The sequence below is a fragment of the Mesorhizobium maamorense genome (genome assembly GCF_044998965.1).
Classification (GTDB): Bacteria; Pseudomonadota; Alphaproteobacteria; order Rhizobiales; family Rhizobiaceae; genus Mesorhizobium.
Genome location: NZ_CP173356.1, coordinates 4,155,501 through 4,173,657, shown reverse-complemented (window position 1 = coordinate 4,173,657; position 18,157 = coordinate 4,155,501). Strand labels below are relative to the sequence as shown.

The following is an 18,157-nucleotide window of genomic DNA, read 5'->3' as shown; positions in this document are numbered from 1 at the left end:
TCGGCGAGCGGCTTGCACGAAAAACCGGGACGGGAGACCCGGCCGGTTGTGCTTGCGATTCTGGTATCAGGCTAGGAGGGCCTTATAGGGAAGAGTTTTGCCTGATGTAACCCCGAAAATGAGGGCAGTAGGGCAGTAGGGCAGTAGGGCAGTAGGGCAGTAGGGCAGTAGGGCAGTAGGGCAGTAGGGCAGTAGGGCAGTCACTCCAGGCACTTCACATATTGCCTTACTGCCCTACTGCCTTCCAAACTAATGCCCAAACGCCACTGCGTCCGTAATCTCGAATCGTTCGGAGACGCCGACGCGGATCATGCTGAGGCTGCCCTCGCGGGTGAAGCGGAAATCGCTGTCGCCGTCGGAGCCGGCGGGCAGTCCGCCATAGAAGGAGATGACGCGGCTGCCGCCGTCGGGCCAGGTCACGGTGACGTCGGCCTTGTCGCTGCCCTTGTGCTCGACACTTGCCGCGCAAAGGGTCATCGGCTGGCCAACATTGCGCGCACAGGGAATTTCAATGGCGGCGCCTCCGGCGCTGGCCTCCGCCTGAGCCGGATTCTCCCCAGTGGACGGCGGTTCATTCGCCACCAGCGCCAGGCCGTAGGCATCCTGCATGGCGATTACTGCGGCGGATTTCGGCGTGGTTGCGGGGGCAGCCGCATTGTCGGCTCCGCCCAGCCGCGCCGTCAGGTCGGGCGGCAAGGCGGGCGGCGGCGCGGCAGCGGGGCTGACCGTTGCGGCGCCGAGCGCCTGGCCTGCATCGTTGGTCGCGGCGGCGGCCGCATCCGCCTGATCCGGATCGGGCGGCGAAGCCGGATTGACGGGGTTCAGGTAACGCGCGGGGGTCCAGCCGCTGATTTTCGGGTTCTCGGCCTCGACCTTGCACCATTGGCGGCCATCGACATCGATGCAGCCGAGATTGTTCACGCTGGCGCCGTTGGCCAGACGCGCCTCGGTCTTGCCGATCGGCGATGGCTGGGCGCGGACGTTGAGGAGATCGTCGGGCGCGAGGCCGGTGACGATGGAGATGAACGGCCCATCTTCGGCATGGGCCACCGTCAGAAGCAAAGGAGCGGCGATCAGCGCGAAGAGCGTCGTTCGGAGCATAGACCGGCGCTTCATCGCTTCGCCGTGGCCGATAGATTGCATTACCAAAGGCACCGCCAGATACGAAAACGCCGCCACACGCGAAGCCGATTTTATAGGCGACGACGCTGCGCCATGTCCAGAAGCGAGATTTTCTTCCGGCAGGGACGGAGCTGCGTGAGGGCGATGATCGGAGAGCGGGGAGAGAGCAGCCTGGCGGCATGAATGCGAAGAGCATTCAGCCGGGCATGAAGCCGGTTCGCAGCGCATGGGCCCATTCGGGCCGCCCCGCCTGTTCGGCTTGGCTGGCGGCCGCCTCGTGATCGTAGTCGACGGCGATGGCCTCGAAACGGTCGGGCCGGCCGGGCTCGCCTGAAGTGACGATGCCATAGCGCGCATGCGGCGCGCCCTGCTCGGAGGAATGCGCCGGCGGCGTCGAGTCTTCATAGGCGGGACAGCCGACGCTGCCCGGGTTGAAGATCACCGGACCGCGGGGCAAGCGGATCAGTTCGGCCCGGTGGCTATGGCCGCACAGGGCCAGGCGGCAGGCCGGATCGAGCGCCTTCAACCGCCGCCGGATCGCCGCCAGCGGCGCACGCACCAGCCGGCCATCGGTGATCGCATCGAGCAGGTATTTCTCGTCATGATCGGGCCTGGCATGGAAAGCGATCACGCCGGGCGCGATCTCCAGCGTCAGAGGCTGGGCGAACAGCACCTCGCGCTGCGCCCCGGTCAGCCGTTCCCGCGCGTAGACGTCGGAGGCCCACATGGTCTCATCGGCCGGATCGGCGGCGACGCGGCGGTCATGATTGCCGCGCACGGTCGGCAGGTCCAGCGCTTCCAGCCGCGCAAACGTCTCGCGCGGCCAGAGCGGACCCGAAACGCTGTCGCCGAGATTGACCGTGATATCCGCGCCGCCGCGCCGCTCGAGGTCGGCGAGCACGGCGTCAAGCGCCAGCACATTGCCATGGATATCGGCGAGGACAGCGATGCGCATGGGGAGCTCCGGTTGTGAGGCAGCGTTTCCTCTCCCCATTACCGTGGGGCGAGAACCCAGATCCCGCGAGGTCAGGCCGTCACTTCGATATCATGGCCGCCGACGGCCGGCAGCGCTGGATCGTCGCCTGCGGCGGCAATAATGCTGTCGAGCAGGCCGGGGAAGCGGGCATCGAGATCGGCGCGGCGCAGCGTGATCATGCGGTTGGTGCCGGCCACTTCTGCGCGGGTCACGCCGGCCTCGCGCAGCTTTGCCAGGTGGTAGCTCAGATTGGTCTTGGAGGCGAGATCGAGGAATTTGCTGCAGTTCAGCGGCACGCCTTCCTTGCTGGCGAGATAACGCACGATCGCCAGCCGCGTCGGGTCGCCGAGCACGGCGAGCACGATCGGCAGGCTGATCTGGTCCGTATTGGGATGTGGCAGGCTCATGGCTGCAACCTAAGCACAGTTCCGGCCGATTTCAACGCACCCGCTCCGCGTCTGCCGTGCACCCCGCTCTCCCTTTCACGACCGTGCTGACACAGTGCTGTCAGGATGGTTGTGCTATTTTTCCCTGGCTTCATTGACATCCTGCCGGGTTATGTCCAATTGTTCAATAACTTTTGAACTAAGGACACATCGCCATGGACAAGCGGATTTTCTGGCTTGCGCTCGGATCGTTTGCGATCTCGACCGAAGGCTTCGTCATCTCCAGCCTTCTGCCCGACATCGCCAGGGACGCCGGCATCTCCGTTCCGCTCGCCGGCACGCTGATCACCGCCTTCGCGCTCGCCTATGCGGTCGGCACGCCGATCCTGGCGACGCTGACCGGCGAATGGGACCGGCGCCGCGTCATCCTGTGGACGCTGGTGTTCTTCGTCATCGGCAATGTTGCCGCGGCCTTGAGCTCCTCCTTCGAAGTGCTGCTCGCCGCGCGCATCATCATGGCGCTGTCGTCTGGCCTGTTCGCGGCGACCGCGCAAGGCACGGCGGTGGCGCTGGTCGATGACCATCACCGGGCCCGCGCCATTGCCGTCGTCGTCGGCGGCACCACGGTGGCGGTGGCGGTGGGCGCCCCGCTCGGTGCGCTGGTCGCGGCGATAGCCGGCTGGCGCGGCACGTTCTATGCCATCGCAGGCCTCGGCGCGCTCGCCGGCGTCATCCTCTGGTATCGGCTGCCGCGCGGCATCATCGGCACCAAGCTGCCGCTGAAGCGCCGGCTGGCGGCGGCAATGCGTCCCGGCGTGATGCCGATCCTGGTGACGACCACGCTTGCCCTCATTGGCGCCTTCACCGTGTTCAGCTTCATCGCGCCGCTGGCCATCGAAGCCAGCGGGCTCTCCCCGATAGCGCTGCCCGGCATGCTGCTCGCCTTCGGCGTCGGCGCCGTAATCGGCAACATCGCCGGCGGCCAGGCCGCGGACCGCTTCGGCGCTACGCGCACCGTCGGCTGGTCGCTGGCGCTGAGCGCTGCCATGCTCGTCACCTTCTCGCTGATTCCGGCCTTTCTGCCGCATCATCTCGCCGGGCCGGCGCTGATGGGCATGATGGTGCCATGGGGCATCGTCGGCTGGGCCTTCCCGCCGGCGCAGGCGAGCCGCATCATCAAGCTCGCCCCCGACGCTGCCCCGATCGTGCTGTCGCTCAACGCCTCGGCGCTCTACCTCGGCGTGGCGCTCGGCGCGGTGGTTGGCGGCGCCGTGCTGCGCTATGGCGGTCCGGCCGATCTGGGCCTCATCGCGGCCGTCTTCCCCGTCGTCGGGCTCGGCATCGTGCTGGCCGGCCGGATGCTGGCGCGGCCGGTCGCCATGCCGGCGGAGTAGAGGGCGCCGAGCTTTTCGTCACTGGTTCTTACGCGGCCGCTTCAACTGGAGGGAGCGGCCGCCGGCGTTTCGAGGTCCAGAGAGGCCACATCATCCAGCGTCGCACGCAGCTTCGCGGCTTGCTCCGCGCCGATCATCTCCTCGAAGCGCTGCTGGGCGACACTCCACAGCCTGATCGCCTCTTCGAGCTTGGCCTGGCCGTGCGGCGTCAGCCGGACGCGCTTGACGCGGCGATCGTCCTTATCGGGGAAGGTTTCGACATAGCCGTCGCGGACCAGCGGCTTCAGCGTATGGCCGAGCGCCGAGAGATCCATGATCAGCGCCTCGGCAACGGTCCCCATCGCCGGTTCGCTGCTGGCACTGATCTGAAAGAGCAGGCCAAATTGCGTGCCTTTCAGCCCGGAAGGCGCAAGCGCGTCGTCGTAGAAGCGGCCGAGCCTGCGCGCGGTGCGCCGCAAGGTGGCATTGTTGCACCGGCTGAATCCCGGTTGCTGAAGATCGGTCATGTCAACTCCTCGCTGGCAAAGCCTGTGCCAGCCTGCCGCAGAAATAGTTTTCGCGGCCGCCGTTGACAAGATAGTGGCATATACCTACTTCGCCGAAAGTGGCATATGCCACCAATTGACGATCGAGAAGCTCGGCAGCCGGCGCATCCGTCGAAGCCGAACCAGAGCGAAGAGCGCGAAAGGAACAGGACAATGAGCAAGAATGAGAAGAAGGGCACCGCCGTCATCACCGGCGCTTCCTCCGGCATCGGCGCTGTCTATGCCGACCGGCTGGCGGGGCAGGGATATGATCTGGTGCTGGTGGCGCGCCGCGCCGACCGGCTCGAGGAATTGGCTGAAAGGCTGCGCTATGCCTACAGCCGCAAGGTCAGCGTGATCAGTGCCGATCTGGCCGACGACGATGATGTGCGGCGGGTGGAGCGGGCGGTATCGACGGATGACAGCGTCACGCTGTTGGTCAACAATGCCGGGCTTGGCGGTGCGCAGGTGGTTGCGACGGCGGACGCCGATGCGGCTGAACGCATGATCAAGGTCAATGTCATCGCTTTGACGCGCCTGACCCGCGCGGTGCTGCCGGGATTTCTGGCGCGCAACCGCGGCGCTATCGTCAACATCGCCTCGGTGCTGGCCTTCGACACCTCGTTCGGCGGCATCTACAGCGGCACCAAGGCCTATGTCGTCAACTTCACCGAAGCCCTGCAGCGCGAGGTCGCCGGCACCGACGTCCAGGCGCAGGTGGTGCTGCCGGGGGCGACCCGGACCGATTTCTGGGAAGTCGCGGGAAGCGATATCGACCAGCTTCCGAAGGAAATCATCATGACCGCCGACGATATGGTCGATGCTGCCCTTGTCGGCCTGGCCAGGGGCGAAGCCGTCACCGTGCCCGCGCTTGCCGATACGGCCAAGCTGGACGCCTTCCTTGGCGCCCGGCAGACCTTCTACGGCAGCCTGCACGCCGATAAGCCAGCCGCGCGCTACGCGGCTTGACAGGATTCGGGTTCCTCGCCTCGCCTTGCGGGGGCGAGGAACCCAGGTTCTGCAGGCCCATCTTACGGCTGCCGCCACATCGGAATGATCGATGCCGCCAGCACCAGGCCGAGCAGGATGTTGAGCGTGCGCCATTGCTGCTCGGTCTTCAGCAGCCGGGCGAGCAGCATGCCGGCCACACACCATAGCGACAGCGAGAAGGCGGCGGTAAGGCCGAAGGTGGAGCCGAGCAGCAGCGCCAGCCGCGCCGGCCCGTCGGCGAGTGCGGCGAAGGATGCCGCGGCTCCAAGCCCCATCGCCCAGCCCTTGGGGTTCATCCACTGAATGCCGGCACCGCCGAGAAAACTGTTCGGTTTGATCATCGTCAGGTCGAGCTTGGGCGCTCCCGCACGGCCGATCTTGAGCGCCAGCCAGACGAGGTAGAGTGAGCCGGCGATCTTCATGGCAAGCTGCAAGGACGGCATGGCGAGAAGCAGGCCGGCCAGTCCGGCGGCCGCCGCCCCGGTGACTGTGGCCAGGCCGGCCGCGCTGCCAACCACCAGCGGGATGGAGCGGCGAAAGCCGAACTGCGCGCCCGACGCCGTCGACAAGGTGGTGGCGATGCCGGGCGTGCTGGTCGCCACCAGGGCGAACAGGATCAGCGGGATGACGGGTTGGAGCATGCGGCGTCCTCTGTCGAAGGCCCCATGTTAGATGCAGCCGCATATCAGTAAATGCAATGTTTACGATGACAGGCATTAGCATCTATAATGCGGACATGATCCGCAACCTCGATACGACGCTCATGCGCACCTTCGTCACCGTCGCCGACAAAGCCAGCATGACGGCGGCGGCCAATGCGCTGCACCTGACGCAAGGCGCCGTCAGCCAGCAAGTCCGGCGGCTGGAGGAGGCGCTCGGCCGCAGCCTGTTCGAGCGCGACCGGCGCGGCTTGCGGCTGACCTCTGCCGGCGAGCGGCTGTTCGGCAAGGCAAAGCGGCTGCTCAGCCTCAACGACGAGATCTGGGCCGAAATGGCTGCCAATGCCGTGGCCGGCCAGGTGCGGTTCGGCGTGCCTTACGACCTTGTCGGCACGACGCTGGCGCCGGTGCTGAAGGCCTATGCGCAAACGTATCCGCAGGTCGAGATATCGCTGGTCTGCGCCTCCTCGCCGGAACTGGCCGCGGCGCTCGCGGCCGGCACCATCGACCTGGCGGTCATCGAGGAACGGGTGGGGGCATCGCATGGCGAGTGCCTCGCCATCGATCGGCTGGTGTGGGTCGGCGCCAAGGGCGGTGTCGCGCGCGCCAAGCGCCCCCTGCCGGTCTCGATGGTCGCCGACAGCTGCGCCTTCCGGCCGGTGGTGCTTTCGGCGCTCCACGAGCATGGGCTGGAATGGCGCACCGTGTTCGAGAACGGCAATATCGACGCCACGACCGCGACGGTGCGCTCCGACCTGGCCGTCACCACCTGGCTGGCCTCCACGGTGCCGGCCGATCTCGACATATTGCCGTCCGAGTCCGGCCTGCCGCCGCTGCCGAATTTCTCGATCAACCTGCATCTGCCGAGGCACGGCGTCGGCCCGGCGGCGCAAGCGTTCGCACGGCATATACGCGACGGGTTGGCGCGCCGGCCGCAGGCGGCTTGAGGGAATTTTCAGAACCTGGTTTCCTCTCCTCCACGTTCGTGGAGGAGAGGAAAAGAAGCGTTTACTTCCAGGTCCTGCGCCGCTCGAGCTCGGCGTCGGATGGCTCCCCCGTGACAAAGGAACCGGTCTTGATTTCGCCGGCGCGCTCGTAGGTCGCCATGATGACGCCGGTGCTGGAAGCCTGCGAGCGGGTCAGCTTGAAGGCGGCCGGCATCGCGTCATCGCCGAACAGCCGCTTGCCCTTGCCCAGCAACAGCGGGAAGATCATCAGCCGAATCTCGTCGATCAGCCCATTGGCGAGCAGGGTCTGGATCAGATTGGCCGATCCCTGGATGAGCAGGTCAGGTCCATCTTCCTGTTTGAGGCGGCGCAACGCCGGGACGATATCAGGCCCAAGCGATTGCGTGTTCTGCCAGGTGAGCGAATCCGGACGATGCGTCGCCACATATTTGGTCGCAGGGTTGAAGGCATCGGCGATCGGATCTTTCTGATACGGCCAGTACGCGGCGAAGATGTCGTAGGTTCTGCGGCCGAGCAGCAGGGCGAAGGGTTTGGAGAATAGTTCATCCATTGCCGCGCCCGCCACTTCGTCAAAATAGTGGAACGTCCAGCCGCCGAACTTGAAGCCGCCGACGGGATCCTCCTCCGGGCCGCCCGGCGCCTGCATGACGCCGTCGAGGCTGACGAATGTCGCCGCTATGATCTTTCTCATGGGATGCTCCTCCTGTTTCGATCCACGCCGTCAGGGCCGGACTTCAGCCCAAGGACGGATGACTGGCTGGCCGTCCGACAGGGCGTGCCGAATTTCGGTTCGTCAGACCCGAGGCCGCGCATCGAGGCTGCGTGACGAAAACCAGACATGCTCAAAGATCGCGGTGGCGGTGCGGTCCGGCAACTTGTCCGCTGTTAGCCAGATCGAGCGGCTGCGCGCGGCCTGGTCGCGCGTCGGGATTTTTGCCGCGGGGCTTGCAACCGACGCGCCGGAGCAAGGGATGAACCAGGAGCGCATGAAAGGGTCGCAGGCAAAACCTTTTTCGGTGCGGGTCACCAGAACGGCCAGGGGAACGCGCTCGGCCGGGCGCCACGGGAAGATCATGCGGCCGTCCGGCTTCAGCGCCTTGAGCCAGCCGGGTGGAGGTGCCGCGACGCCGGCATTGACATAGATGGCATCCGATGGCGGCAAGTCCGATGTGACGGCATCGCCAGGAATGACAGTGACATTCTCGTAGGCCGCAAGGTTTGCCTTTGCCCGCGAGGCAAGATCGGCGTCCAGTTCGAAGGCGGCAACGGTGCCACCAGGTGAAACCAACCTGGCCAGCAAAGCCGTGTAGTAGCCGGTGCCGGCACCGATGTGAGTGACAGCCTCGCCGGGCCTGGGCGCGAGTTTCCCGATCCACATGGCGTGCAGGAACGGCTCGCCATTGTTGATGCCCTTGTCGGCATCGAGCACCACCAGCACGTTCTGGTAGATGAAGCGCGGGTCGGCGCTCGGCGTCTCGATAACGCCTTTGCCGGCGACGATCGTCCATGGGCCGGGACCGAGAAACGCCTCGCGCGGCACGGCCGCGAACACCCCTTCAAGACGCGGATCGGCGGAATGCGCCTGGGCAGCCATCAGCTTGGCATAGAAGCTTCGGGATTGGGCTATCGTCGTCATGACAGACCGAAAAATAGCGCGGGTCGCGTCTTTGTCGCGGCCGATCTCAGCCGATCCCGAATAGCGTGTCGTAGAGCAGCTTGAAGTTGAGCACCAGGATAATGGCGGCGACCACCCAGGCGAGCGCCGCAACGCCGCGCGGAATGGCGAGATTGCCCATCGTCTTCCTGTCGGAGACGAACTGCACCAGCGGGATCACCGCGAAGGGCAGCTGCATCGACAGGATCACCTGGCTGAACACCAGCAACTGGCCAGTGCCCTTTTCACCGTAGAGCGCGGTGACGACCACGACGGGGATGATGGCGAGGCCGCGCGTCAGCAGGCGCCGCGCCCATTGCGGAATGCGCAGGCGCAGGAAGCCTTCCATGACGATCTGGCCGGCAAGCGTGGCGGTCACCGTCGAGTTCAGGCCGGAGGCGAGCAGCGCCACGGCAAACAGGATCGAGGCGATGCTCAGGCCGAGCAGCGGCGACAGCAGTTCGAAAGCCTGGCCAATCTCGGCGACGTCCTGGTGGCCGGTGTTGTGGAAGGCGACCGCCGACACGATCAGGATCGAGGCGTTGACGAACAGGGCCAGCATCAGGGCGATGGTCGAGTCCGTCGTTGCCCATTTGATGGCGTCGCGCTTGCCCTCGTCGGTGCGTTCGTAGGCGCGGGTCTGCACGATTGAGGAGTGCAGATAGAGATTGTGCGGCATGACGGTGGCGCCGATGATGCCGATGGCGATGTAGAGCATCGCCGGATTGGTGACGATTTCGGATGACGGCACGAACATCGAATGCAGGATCGTGCCGGCCGGTGGCGCGGCGACGAAGATCTGGATGGCAAAGCAGCTGAAGATGATGACCAGAAGCGCGACGACGAAGGCTTCGAGATAGCGGAAGCCCTTGTTCATCAACAAAAGCACCAGGAAGGCGTCCAGCGCGGTGAGCATGGCGCCGCCGATCAGCGGAATGCCGAACAGGAGCTGCAGCGCGATCGCGGTGCCGATCACTTCGGCGAGGTCGCAGGCGATGATGGCGAGCTCGCAGGCGATCCACAGCACGAAGTTGACCGGACGTGGGTAGTAGGCGCGGCAGGCCTGTGCGAGGTCGCGGCCGGTGGCGATGCCGAGACGCGCGGCCAGCGCCTGCAGCAGGATCGCCATCAGGTTGGACAGCATGATGATGAACAGCAGCGTGTAGCCGAACTGGGCGCCGCCGGCGAGGTCTGTCGCCCAGTTGCCCGGGTCCATATAGCCTACCGAGACCATGTAGCCCGGCCCCATGAAGGCAAACAGCCGACGGAACCAGACGCCCGAATTCGGTACGGCGATCGAGGAGTTGACCTCGCGCAGGCTCGGCTGCTCATCGCCTGGCCTGTCGAACCGCCACGCTGGTCTGGCTATGGCGGTGGCGTCGGTTTCGGACATGGCGAATTCCGCGTGATGCAATGGATGATGTCTCCTATCTATGCCACGGCTCAACATTATGCAATATGCTATATTTCATTGATCATGCTTTTGTGATGCGATCGATCGTGCTCCGACGCGGCGGCGATGCGGTTGCGCCTGGGCCCGAATGCAAATAAACGCCAGGATTGTCGGGGCCCGTGCTATGAATGCGGGCCGATTCAATCTTCGGGCAGCCAAGGAGGAGCGCATATTGGCGCTGAAGAACAGACCGGTCCCGCGTGAGCCGCTGCCCGATGCCGATGTCCATTCGGAAGGGTTCCGGCAGACGCGCGAAGCGCGCCGCAGCGCGCTGGTCGAGGACTATGTCGAGTTGATCGCCGACCTGATCGAGGACGGCAACGAGGCCCGCCAGGTCGACATCGCGGCCAGGCTGGGGGTCGCTCAACCGACAGTGGCCAAGATGCTGACCAGGCTGTGTGCCGACGGGCTGGTCTCCAGAAAGCCCTATCGCGGCGTGTTCCTCACCGAAGCCGGTCGCAAGGTCGCGGAAGAGAGCCGCATTCGCCACCAGACGGTGGAGGCTTTTTTGCGTTCGCTCGGCGTCAGCGCCGAGACGGCGCGCATCGATGCCGAGGGCATAGAGCACCATGTTAGCGCCGAGACGCTGGAAGCGTTCCGCAAGGCGATGACGGCGGGCTAGGGACTTTGCCAAGCCGCCGGCCCCGTTTCGCCGGCGATACCATGGACATTCCACAGTCGCGGCCAGAGCGGCGGAGCCATCATGCCACCATGGCCATGGCTGCGAAAAATGCTGTGACTTGGCGCAACCATTGAGATAATTGTTATGAGGTGGAGCCGGCCTCGCGCCGGATCGACCAGTAAATTCGCAGCGCGGGGAGTTGCCATGCTCTGGAGAGGCCGTCGTCAGAGTGACAATGTCGAGGACCAGCGCAGCAGCGGCGGCGGCGGATTTGGGGGCGGCGGACCCGGCCAGTTCCGCATTCCGATCGGCGGCAGCAGCGGCGGCGGCATGTCGATCTCGACCATCATCATCCTCGTCGTGCTCTATTTCGGCCTGAAAGCCTTCGGCATCGATCCGATCCAGGTGCTGAGCGGCGGCGGTGGAGGCCTGCTGCCTGGCGGCGGCGAGATAACGGACAACAGCGGCAGCCAGGACGGCGGCACCGGTGCGCCGGCTTCCGACGAGATGAAGCAGTTCGTGGCAACCGTGCTGGCCGAGACCGAGGACACATGGACCGGCATTTTCAAGGCCAACGGACTGACCTATGAGGACCCTAAGCTGGTGCTGTTCAGCGGGCAGATCCGCTCGGCCTGCGGCTTCGCCTCGTCGGCGGCCGGACCGTTCTATTGTCCCGGCGACCACAAGGTCTATCTCGACATGACATTCTTCCAGCAGCTGGACCAGCAGTTCGGCGCCTCGGGCGAGTTCGCGCGGGCCTATGTGATCGCGCATGAGGTCGGCCATCACGTGCAGAATCTGACCGGCATCATGTCCAAATTCAACCAGATGCGGCAAAGCATGGGCGAGGCCGAAGCCAACCAGATGTCGGTGCGCGTCGAGCTTCAGGCCGACTGCTTCGCCGGCGTCTGGGCGCATTATACGGCGCAGAAGGGCATATTGGAGCAAGGCGATATGGAAAGCGCGCTCAATGCCGCCAGGCAGATCGGCGACGATACGCTGCAGAAGAAAATGCAGGGCTATGTGGTGCCGGAAAGCTTCAACCACGGCACGTCGGCGCAGCGGCAGACCTGGCTGGCACGCGGCTACAAGAGCGGCAAGCTTTCCGACTGCGATACGTTCAACAACCCGATCTGAGCATCCGGTTCTTTCACGGGTGACCTGACGGCAAGGATGTCGTCAGGGGATGTCAGGATGCGAACGTCCTGCTTGTTCCCTCATTGTTCCTGCCGGCGGGCTCGCCTATAAGTGCCTCCGCCTGCGCGCCAGGCGCCGGGAAGGAGCAGACGAACCCATGATGGATCCCAAAACCGCCAAGCGGGGGCTTGCGCTCGTCTTCACGACGCTGCTCCTCGACATCATCGGATTCGGCATCATCATGCCGGTGCTGCCGGCCTATCTGCAAGAGTTGACCGGCGTCGGCGTCTCGCAGGCGGCGATCGAAGGCGGCTGGCTGTTCTTCGTCTATGCGGCCATGCAGTTCTTCTTCGCGCCCGTCATGGGCGGGTTGAGCGACCGGTTCGGCCGGCGGCCGATCCTTCTCGCCTCCGTGCTGACGTTTTCCATCGACAATCTGATCTGCGCCATAGCCTGGTCCTATCCGATGCTGTTCATCGGGCGCGTGCTGGCCGGCATTTCAGGCGCCAGCTATTCGACCACATCAGCCTTCATCGCCGACATCTCGAACGATGAGAACCGGGCCAAGAATTTCGGCCTGCTCGGCATCGCCTTCGGCGTCGGCTTCGTCATCGGGCCGGTCCTTGGCGGGCTGCTCGGCACCTTCGGGCCGCGCGTGCCGTTTTATTTCGCCGCCGGACTTGCCTTTGTGAACTTCCTGATCGCGCTGTTCCTGCTGCCCGAAACGCTCGATGAAAAGCACCGCCGGCGCTTCGAGTGGAAACGCGCCAACCCGGTCGGCACGCTTCTGCAGATGCGCCAATATCAAGGCATTGGCTGGATCGGGCTGGTCTTCTTCCTGATGACGCTCGGCCACATGATGTATCCGGCGGTCTGGTCGTTCGTCTCCAGCTATCGCTATGGCTGGAACGAGCAGCAGATCGGTTTTTCGCTCGGCGCTTTCGGCCTGTGCGGAGCCATCGTCATGGCAACGGTGCTGCCACGCATCATTCCCAGGCTTGGCGAGTGGAGGACGGCGGTGATCGGTCTGGCGTTCACGGCGCTCAGTGCTTTCGGCTACGCCTTCGCGACGCAGGGTTGGATGATTTATGCGGTGATCGTCGTCGGCTGCCTGGAAGCGCTGGCCGACCCGCCGCTCAGGAGCCTCGCCGCCGCCAAGGTGCCGCCTTCGGCGCAGGGTGAATTACAAGGCGCGATGACGTCGATCTTCTCGATCACATCGATCGTCACGCCGCTGCTCTATACCGCGATCTTTTCCTGGTTCACCGGGCCAAGCGCGCCAGTGACCTTCGGCGGTGCGCCTTACCTGGTTGGCGCGGTTTTCCTAGTGCTGGCGCTCGTTGTCTTCGTTACGAAAGTGGCGAGGCCCGCGGCACTCGGAACCGTCACCAAAGGCGTCGCGGAAGATGGGGCACGAATATGAGGATCTGTCGGAACTAAGCCCGTTCGGCCAGCAGTTCCTCGCCGCGCTTTTCGCGGATCAGGTTGACGAAGCGGCGGAACAGATAATGCGAATCCTGCGGGCCGGGCGAGGCCTCGGGGTGGTGCTGGACCGAGAATACCGGCCGGCCTGTCAGCGCGATGCCGCAATTCGAGCCGTCGAACAGCGAGACATGGGTTTCCTCGACGCCTGACGGCAGCGAGTCGGCGTCGACGGCAAAGCCGTGGTTCATCGAGACGATCTCGACCTTGCCTGTAGTGTGGTCCTTGACCGGATGGTTGGCGCCGTGATGGCCCTGATGCATCTTGGCGGTCTTGCCGCCCAGCGCCAGCGCCAGCATCTGGTGGCCGAGGCAGATGCCGAACACCGGAATCTCGGTCCTGAGCAGGTCCTGGATGACCGGCACGGCGTAGGCGCCGGTGGCTTCAGGGTCGCCGGGGCCGTTGGACAGGAAGATGCCGTCCGGCTGCATGGCGAGGATTTCCTCGGCGCCGGTCTTGGCCGGAACCACGGTCACCTTGGCACCAAGCCCCGCAAGCAGGCGCAGGATGTTGCGCTTGACGCCATAGTCGATGGCGACGACATGCATGGAGGGCTCGTCCTGTTCGCCAAAGCCCTCGTCCCACACCCAAGGCGTCTCGCGCCACACCGAGGACTGGCCTGACGTGACCTCCTTGGCGAGGTCGAGGCCGATCAGGCCGGACCACGCGGCGGCGCGGCGTTTCAGGTCGTCGAGATCGAAGACGCCGTCGGTCGCATGCGCGATAACGGCGTTGGGCATGCCCTTTTCGCGGATCAACGCGGTCAGCGCGCGGGTGTCGATGCCCGAGAGGGCGACGATGCCGCGCTTCTTCAGCCATTGATCGAGATGGCCGGCAGCGCGGTAGTTGGAGGGATTGGTGACATCGGCCTTGAACACGGCGCCGACGGCACCGGCGCGAGCAGCCGGATTGAGGTCCTCGATGTCTTCGCCGTTGGTGCCGATATTACCGACATGCGGGAAGGTGAAGGTGACGATCTGGCCGGCATAGGACGGATCGGTCAGGATCTCCTGATAGCCGGTAAGCGCGGTGTTGAAGCAGACCTCGGCGACCGCCGAACCCGTTGCGCCGAGACCGCGACCCTCAATGACGGTGCCGTCGGCCAGCACCAGCAATGCCGTCGGTTTCTCGGTGGCCCAAGCGGGGGTGGACGCGGTGTCGGCCATGGCGGCGTTCCTATCAGGCCGCGCGCTTCAAACAGGCCCGGCGGGCTATTTGCGCGGCAAACGGCGCGGAGCGGCGAATTCGCGGCCTCCACGCACTCAAGCTTCAGTTCATGCAAGACCCAGTACATAGGGGAAGGGGGCAGGTCGGTCAATGATGATGGGAAATGCCGCTGCGATTTATTTCATTGAGCAATATCATAGGCTTGCCTGGACATATCAGGGTTTGCGTTGGTCCGCACCGGGCGCTATTGTCCGCGCCGACCGTAGGAGAGAGCACGATGCGCGCAAAAATCGCCGAATCCCTGAAGAGCGCGATGAAGGCGCAGGACAAGCACCGGCTGCCGACATTGCGGCTGATCCAGGCCGCCATCCACGATCGCGATATCGCCAATCGCGGTGCCGGCAAGGAACCGGCCAGCGACGAGGAGATCCTGCAGATCCTGGCCAAGATGGTGAAGCAGCGCGAAGAATCGGCCAAGGCCTTCGAAGACGGCAAGCGTCCGGAACTGGCCGCGCAGGAGCGCAGCGAGATGGAGATCATCCGCGATTTCCTGCCGACGCAGCTCGACGACGCCGCCATCACCGCCGCGGCGCGCGAGGCGATCGCGGCGACCGGTGCCGCCAGCCAGAAAGACATGGGCAAGGTGATCGCGGCGCTGAAGCAGAAATATGCCGGGCAGATGGATTTCGGCAAGGCAAGCGGCATCGTCAAGGGACTGCTGCAGTAGCCGGCGCGACCGTCGGTGCTTGCCTGCCCTATGGAACAACCTTCTGGGGCTCCAACGCGTGGCGCAATGCCGGCGCCTCCTGCTGGATATGATCCCACAAACGGTTGGCGACCGGCCCGTGGGGACGGTCGCGGCGGCGCGCCACCACCAGTTCGTCGGTGCGGCCCGGCATATGAGGGCCGGCGATGGACCGCAGGCGTCCATCACGCAGCTCCTCCTCGATCAGGAAGCGTGGCAGGTGGCCCCAGCCGAGGCCCTGCAGGATGATCTCCTTCTTCATGCCCTGGTCGGCGACCAGGCATTGCGGCGCGCCTTCGACCATGAAGTAATCTTGTTGCGGTGAATGGCGGGCAGTGTCGCGCATCACGCATTGGGTGAGCGCCTGCATCTGGTCGAGTGTGATCGGCGGCTCGATGCGCTCCGGCAGAAAGCCCGGTGCCACCACGGGAATGAACGGCACCTTGCACAAGTCGATCCATTCCACCCGCGCATCGCCCTTGTCGATCCAGTGCAGGACCAGATCGGCCTCGTCGTCGAAAAGACGCTCCCAAGGGCCGCCGACGGCCTCGAAGTGCAGGTGCAGACGCGTGCCGGGACATTGCGCGAAGAACCGCCCGAGCAGGCCCAGCACCTGCGGTCGTGGGCAGAGGTCGCCGATCACCACATGGATTTCGCTTTCTTCGCCCATCGAGAGCTGGGCGGCATGCACGCGCAGGCCTTCCAGTTCGCGCAGCAGCGATTGCGCCCGGCGGTGGAACGACAGCCCGGCCTCGGTCGGGCGCACGCGATAGCCGCTGCGGTCCAGGAGAACGAGGTCGAGCTGCCGTTCCAGCTTGGCGACAGCGGCGAATACAGCCGGGTGTGAACGATGCAACAGGGCCGCCGCCGGCTGAAAGCCGCCGGTGCGGATCACGGCGTCGAAGCACTGCAGATCGTGCAAGGTGAAGTCAGCCATGTCAGCTTTAGTTACAGAGATTGTCCTGACTTTGTCATGAATGAGCTGAATTTCGTAACTGTTGGCGATGGCACGCGCATCGCCTACCGCTTCGACAGCGATGCGGCAAAGCCGGTGCTGATGCTGTCGAACTCCATCGGCACCACGCAGCATATGTGGGATGGACAGGTCGGCGAGTTGTCCAGGCATTTCCATCTTCTGCGCTATGATTTTCGCGGCCATGGCGGATCGAGCGTGCCGGCCGGCGCCTATTCGCTCGATCGGCTCGGCGGCGACGTGATCGAGCTGCTCGACGCGCTCGGCCTGGCCGCGTGCATTTCCTCGGCCTGTCGCTGGGCGGCTTCGTCGGGCAATGGCTCGGCATCCACGCGCCGGAGCGGATCGACCGGCTGATCCTGAGCAACACCTCATCGCATCTCGGACCGGCAAGCTATTTCGACGAGCGCATTGCCGCCGTCCGGCAGGCGCCCGACATGGCCGAAACCGCCGAAACGTTCCTCAACAACTGGTTCCCGGCAAAAATGGTGGCGGCCAACGAGCCCGTCATCGAGGAATTTCGCGCCATGCTGCTCGCCATCGACCGGCAGGGCCTGGCGGGCCTCTTTGCGGCGGTGCGCGACGCCGACCTTCGCCGCACCGTGGCGCTGATCTCGCGGCCGACGCTGGTGATCGCCGGCGAGCACGACACGGTGACGGCGGCCAGCCACAGCGAACTGATTGCCGCGGCGGTGCCCGGCGCGAAGCTGGTCGTCCTGCCGGCGGTTCACCTGTCGAATGTCGAATATCCATCCGGTTTCATTCAGGCGGTGTTCGATTTTCTGCGCTGAGGGATGCGATCCCCTAGCCCCCGCATCCCCCGAGCCGGGACGGACCTCAAGGCTCCTTGCAGATCGGCACCGGCTGCGGCGGTGCCGGGTGGTCCTTCCTGTATTGGGCGATGATCGGCTCGAGCGTCTTTCGCGGCCAGAATTTCGGAGAGCCGATTTCCTTCAGGCAGGATGCGTTCCAATAGGGCCCAGCGTCCGACGGCGAACGACCCGCCGCCACGATTTGCGCAACGGCGGCGATGTCGCGCGATTCAGGGTAGATGTAGAGCGTCGTCGGATCGTCCTTCACCATCGGGATGATCTGCCGCGCATCCGCCGCCGACCAACTGGTGCAGCCATTGCTGCGGCCGCCGGCATAATCCACCAGTTTGCCGAACGGCACGTAGCCGTCATGGTCGGCATGCGAGCTGGCCGGGTCTTTGCGAAGACACATTCCCTTCAGCACTTCCGCCGGATGCCCGCCGATCACGCGCTGCCTGGCGTTCGCGGCCTCGCCCTCGCCATCGAACTGCACGAAGGTACGCATGAAAGCCACGTCCTGCTTCGCTGCGGTGCGATAATAGCCCTTGAACGAGGTTTTCGCCTCGCCGGTCATATAGGCGCCGCCGGCGGTCAGTGACGAATCCAGCGCATTGCCGAAGTTCTTCGCGCAGCGCTTGCCATTGGCGAAATCTGCGACGCCCTTCAGATTCCGGCCGCTGCCGTGGCCCGCCGAAACGGCGCGAAACGCCTGGCTGGCCTCGCAGATGATGTAATAACGGTGACCCAGTTTGTTGTTGCCCAGATCGCTAGGGCGCGTCGCATCCATGGCGAAGTAGCAGGGATTGTTAACGGCTCCTGCGCCGACTTTCTTCAGGTAAAGCGCTCGGGCCCGCTCCAGGACCACAGCTGAGATCTGGCCATCACCTTCGCCGACATGGGCCTGCAGCCAGGCCGGAATGGCCGAGGGCGCGGCAAAGGACCGTGCCGTCAAAGCGACGACAACGAGGAAGAGGCTGGCGACGACACCCAGCGGGATAGATCTCAACCGCACCAGACCCGTTCTCCTGTCGAAGCGTTTGTGTTTTGGCGGTGAATCACCCCCGGCACGATCATAAATCGGCTTACGCCCGCC

At 64.9% G+C, this 18,157-nt stretch carries 18 protein-coding genes and 1 pseudogene; 8 read left to right on the top strand and 11 right to left on the bottom strand.

What is annotated here, in order from left to right:
• Positions 1 to 249 precede the first annotated feature (249 nt).
• The 3 genes from ACIU1A_RS20820 to ACIU1A_RS20810 form a co-directional block, all read right to left on the bottom strand.
• Entirely contained in the window at positions 250 to 1,101 is an 852-nt protein-coding gene (locus ACIU1A_RS20820) for an SH3 domain-containing protein (RefSeq protein WP_404925166.1), read from the bottom strand.
• Positions 1,102 to 1,318: 217 nt separating this feature from the next.
• Complete coding sequence (locus ACIU1A_RS20815) at positions 1,319 to 2,077, bottom strand: metallophosphoesterase (RefSeq protein WP_140624067.1); 759 nt, start codon at positions 2,075 to 2,077, stop codon at positions 1,319 to 1,321.
• Between the two features lie 71 nt (positions 2,078 to 2,148).
• Positions 2,149 to 2,505, bottom strand: a complete 357-nt coding sequence (locus ACIU1A_RS20810; protein ID WP_140495932.1) for a helix-turn-helix transcriptional regulator — start codon at positions 2,503 to 2,505, stop codon at positions 2,149 to 2,151.
• 194 nt (positions 2,506 to 2,699) lie between these two features.
• Here ACIU1A_RS20810 and ACIU1A_RS20805 point away from each other — a divergent pair, with 194 nt between their 5' ends.
• Positions 2,700 to 3,878, top strand: a complete 1,179-nt coding sequence (locus ACIU1A_RS20805) for an MFS transporter (protein WP_404925165.1) — start codon at positions 2,700 to 2,702, stop codon at positions 3,876 to 3,878.
• A gap of 41 nt (positions 3,879 to 3,919) precedes the next feature.
• On the opposite strand, the gene ACIU1A_RS20800 is transcribed toward ACIU1A_RS20805, so the two are convergent.
• Complete coding sequence (locus ACIU1A_RS20800; RefSeq protein ID WP_140495930.1) at positions 3,920 to 4,384, bottom strand: MarR family winged helix-turn-helix transcriptional regulator; 465 nt, start codon at positions 4,382 to 4,384, stop codon at positions 3,920 to 3,922.
• Positions 4,385 to 4,576: 192 nt separating this feature from the next.
• On the opposite strand from ACIU1A_RS20800, the gene ACIU1A_RS20795 reads away from it, so the two are divergent.
• Positions 4,577 to 5,371, top strand: a complete 795-nt coding sequence (locus ACIU1A_RS20795) for an SDR family NAD(P)-dependent oxidoreductase (RefSeq protein ID WP_404925164.1) — start codon at positions 4,577 to 4,579, stop codon at positions 5,369 to 5,371.
• Positions 5,372 to 5,433: 62 nt separating this feature from the next.
• Here the strand turns inward: ACIU1A_RS20795 and ACIU1A_RS20790 are convergent, their stop codons facing one another.
• Positions 5,434 to 6,033: a LysE family translocator gene (locus ACIU1A_RS20790; RefSeq protein WP_404925163.1), complete on the bottom strand. Its 600-nt coding sequence runs from the start codon at positions 6,031 to 6,033 to the stop codon at positions 5,434 to 5,436.
• Positions 6,034 to 6,089: 56 nt separating this feature from the next.
• On the opposite strand from ACIU1A_RS20790, the gene ACIU1A_RS20785 reads away from it, so the two are divergent.
• The gene (locus tag ACIU1A_RS20785) at positions 6,090 to 6,998 is read left to right on the top strand and encodes a LysR substrate-binding domain-containing protein (protein WP_404925162.1); all 909 of its coding nucleotides are present in this window, start codon (positions 6,090 to 6,092) and stop codon (positions 6,996 to 6,998) included.
• Positions 6,999 to 7,059: 61 nt separating this feature from the next.
• Here ACIU1A_RS20785 and ACIU1A_RS20780 read toward each other — a convergent pair whose 3' ends face one another.
• The 3 genes from ACIU1A_RS20780 to ACIU1A_RS20770 form a co-directional block, all read right to left on the bottom strand.
• Positions 7,060 to 7,710 (bottom strand): dihydrofolate reductase family protein, encoded by a 651-nt coding sequence (locus ACIU1A_RS20780; RefSeq protein WP_140524852.1) that lies wholly within the window; start codon positions 7,708 to 7,710, stop codon positions 7,060 to 7,062.
• A gap of 102 nt (positions 7,711 to 7,812) precedes the next feature.
• A complete protein-coding gene (locus ACIU1A_RS20775; protein WP_404925161.1) occupies positions 7,813 to 8,655 on the bottom strand; it encodes a protein-L-isoaspartate O-methyltransferase family protein in 843 nt (280 codons plus the stop codon).
• A gap of 46 nt (positions 8,656 to 8,701) precedes the next feature.
• The gene (locus ACIU1A_RS20770; RefSeq protein ID WP_404925160.1) at positions 8,702 to 10,066 is read right to left on the bottom strand and encodes an Nramp family divalent metal transporter; all 1,365 of its coding nucleotides are present in this window, start codon (positions 10,064 to 10,066) and stop codon (positions 8,702 to 8,704) included.
• A 232-nt stretch (positions 10,067 to 10,298) separates the two neighbouring features.
• Between ACIU1A_RS20770 and mntR the strand changes: the two genes are divergently transcribed.
• The 3 genes from mntR (at position 10,299) to ACIU1A_RS20755 (ending at position 13,308) form a co-directional block, all read left to right on the top strand.
• Positions 10,299 to 10,748 (top strand): manganese-binding transcriptional regulator MntR, encoded by a 450-nt coding sequence (mntR, locus tag ACIU1A_RS20765; RefSeq protein WP_181165236.1) that lies wholly within the window; start codon positions 10,299 to 10,301, stop codon positions 10,746 to 10,748.
• Positions 10,749 to 10,952: 204 nt separating this feature from the next.
• Positions 10,953 to 11,885 (top strand): neutral zinc metallopeptidase, encoded by a 933-nt coding sequence (locus ACIU1A_RS20760; protein WP_140639636.1) that lies wholly within the window; start codon positions 10,953 to 10,955, stop codon positions 11,883 to 11,885.
• Positions 11,886 to 11,934: 49 nt separating this feature from the next.
• Positions 11,935 to 13,308 (top strand): TCR/Tet family MFS transporter, encoded by a 1,374-nt coding sequence (locus ACIU1A_RS20755; RefSeq protein WP_404925159.1) that lies wholly within the window; start codon positions 11,935 to 11,937, stop codon positions 13,306 to 13,308.
• 13 nt (positions 13,309 to 13,321) lie between these two features.
• Here ACIU1A_RS20755 and carA read toward each other — a convergent pair whose 3' ends face one another.
• Complete coding sequence (carA, locus tag ACIU1A_RS20750; RefSeq protein ID WP_140818126.1) at positions 13,322 to 14,533, bottom strand: glutamine-hydrolyzing carbamoyl-phosphate synthase small subunit; 1,212 nt, start codon at positions 14,531 to 14,533, stop codon at positions 13,322 to 13,324.
• Between the two features lie 278 nt (positions 14,534 to 14,811).
• Here carA and ACIU1A_RS20745 point away from each other — a divergent pair, with 278 nt between their 5' ends.
• Positions 14,812 to 15,261, top strand: a complete 450-nt coding sequence (locus ACIU1A_RS20745; protein ID WP_140495922.1) for a GatB/YqeY domain-containing protein — start codon at positions 14,812 to 14,814, stop codon at positions 15,259 to 15,261.
• A 28-nt stretch (positions 15,262 to 15,289) separates the two neighbouring features.
• Here ACIU1A_RS20745 and ACIU1A_RS20740 read toward each other — a convergent pair whose 3' ends face one another.
• Complete coding sequence (locus ACIU1A_RS20740) at positions 15,290 to 16,216, bottom strand: LysR family transcriptional regulator (protein WP_404925158.1); 927 nt, start codon at positions 16,214 to 16,216, stop codon at positions 15,290 to 15,292.
• Between the two features lie 36 nt (positions 16,217 to 16,252).
• Here ACIU1A_RS20740 and ACIU1A_RS20735 point away from each other — a divergent pair.
• Positions 16,253 to 17,043 (top strand): annotated as a pseudogene (locus tag ACIU1A_RS20735) (alpha/beta fold hydrolase).
• 46 nt (positions 17,044 to 17,089) lie between these two features.
• Here the strand turns inward: ACIU1A_RS20735 and ACIU1A_RS20730 are convergent.
• Positions 17,090 to 18,076, bottom strand: a complete 987-nt coding sequence (locus ACIU1A_RS20730; protein WP_404927978.1) for a hypothetical protein — start codon at positions 18,074 to 18,076, stop codon at positions 17,090 to 17,092.
• Positions 18,077 to 18,157: the final 81 nt, after the last annotated feature.

Excerpts from the sequence above, each read along its gene's own strand:
- ACIU1A_RS20785 (WP_404925162.1), top strand. The coding sequence starts at position 6,090 with ATGTTTACGATGACAGGCATTAGCATCTATAATGCGGACATGATCCGC.
- ACIU1A_RS20780 (WP_140524852.1), bottom strand. The coding sequence starts at position 7,710 with ATGAGAAAGATCATAGCGGCGACATTCGTCAGCCTCGACGGCGTCATG.
- ACIU1A_RS20790 (WP_404925163.1), bottom strand. The coding sequence starts at position 6,033 with ATGCTCCAACCCGTCATCCCGCTGATCCTGTTCGCCCTGGTGGCGACC.
- ACIU1A_RS20805 (WP_404925165.1), top strand. The coding sequence starts at position 2,700 with ATGGACAAGCGGATTTTCTGGCTTGCGCTCGGATCGTTTGCGATCTCG.
- ACIU1A_RS20815 (WP_140624067.1), bottom strand. The coding sequence starts at position 2,077 with ATGCGCATCGCTGTCCTCGCCGATATCCATGGCAATGTGCTGGCGCTT.
- ACIU1A_RS20800 (WP_140495930.1), bottom strand. The coding sequence starts at position 4,384 with ATGACCGATCTTCAGCAACCGGGATTCAGCCGGTGCAACAATGCCACC.
- ACIU1A_RS20740 (WP_404925158.1), bottom strand. The coding sequence starts at position 16,216 with ATGGCTGACTTCACCTTGCACGATCTGCAGTGCTTCGACGCCGTGATC.
- ACIU1A_RS20745 (WP_140495922.1), top strand. The coding sequence starts at position 14,812 with ATGCGCGCAAAAATCGCCGAATCCCTGAAGAGCGCGATGAAGGCGCAG.
- ACIU1A_RS20810 (WP_140495932.1), bottom strand. The coding sequence starts at position 2,505 with ATGAGCCTGCCACATCCCAATACGGACCAGATCAGCCTGCCGATCGTG.
- ACIU1A_RS20775 (WP_404925161.1), bottom strand. The coding sequence starts at position 8,655 with ATGACGACGATAGCCCAATCCCGAAGCTTCTATGCCAAGCTGATGGCT.
- ACIU1A_RS20770 (WP_404925160.1), bottom strand. The coding sequence starts at position 10,066 with ATGTCCGAAACCGACGCCACCGCCATAGCCAGACCAGCGTGGCGGTTC.
- ACIU1A_RS20820 (WP_404925166.1), bottom strand. The coding sequence starts at position 1,101 with ATGCTCCGAACGACGCTCTTCGCGCTGATCGCCGCTCCTTTGCTTCTG.
- ACIU1A_RS20760 (WP_140639636.1), top strand. The coding sequence starts at position 10,953 with ATGCTCTGGAGAGGCCGTCGTCAGAGTGACAATGTCGAGGACCAGCGC.
- ACIU1A_RS20795 (WP_404925164.1), top strand. The coding sequence starts at position 4,577 with ATGAGCAAGAATGAGAAGAAGGGCACCGCCGTCATCACCGGCGCTTCC.
- ACIU1A_RS20755 (WP_404925159.1), top strand. The coding sequence starts at position 11,935 with ATGTCAGGATGCGAACGTCCTGCTTGTTCCCTCATTGTTCCTGCCGGC.
- carA (WP_140818126.1), bottom strand. The coding sequence starts at position 14,533 with ATGGCCGACACCGCGTCCACCCCCGCTTGGGCCACCGAGAAACCGACG.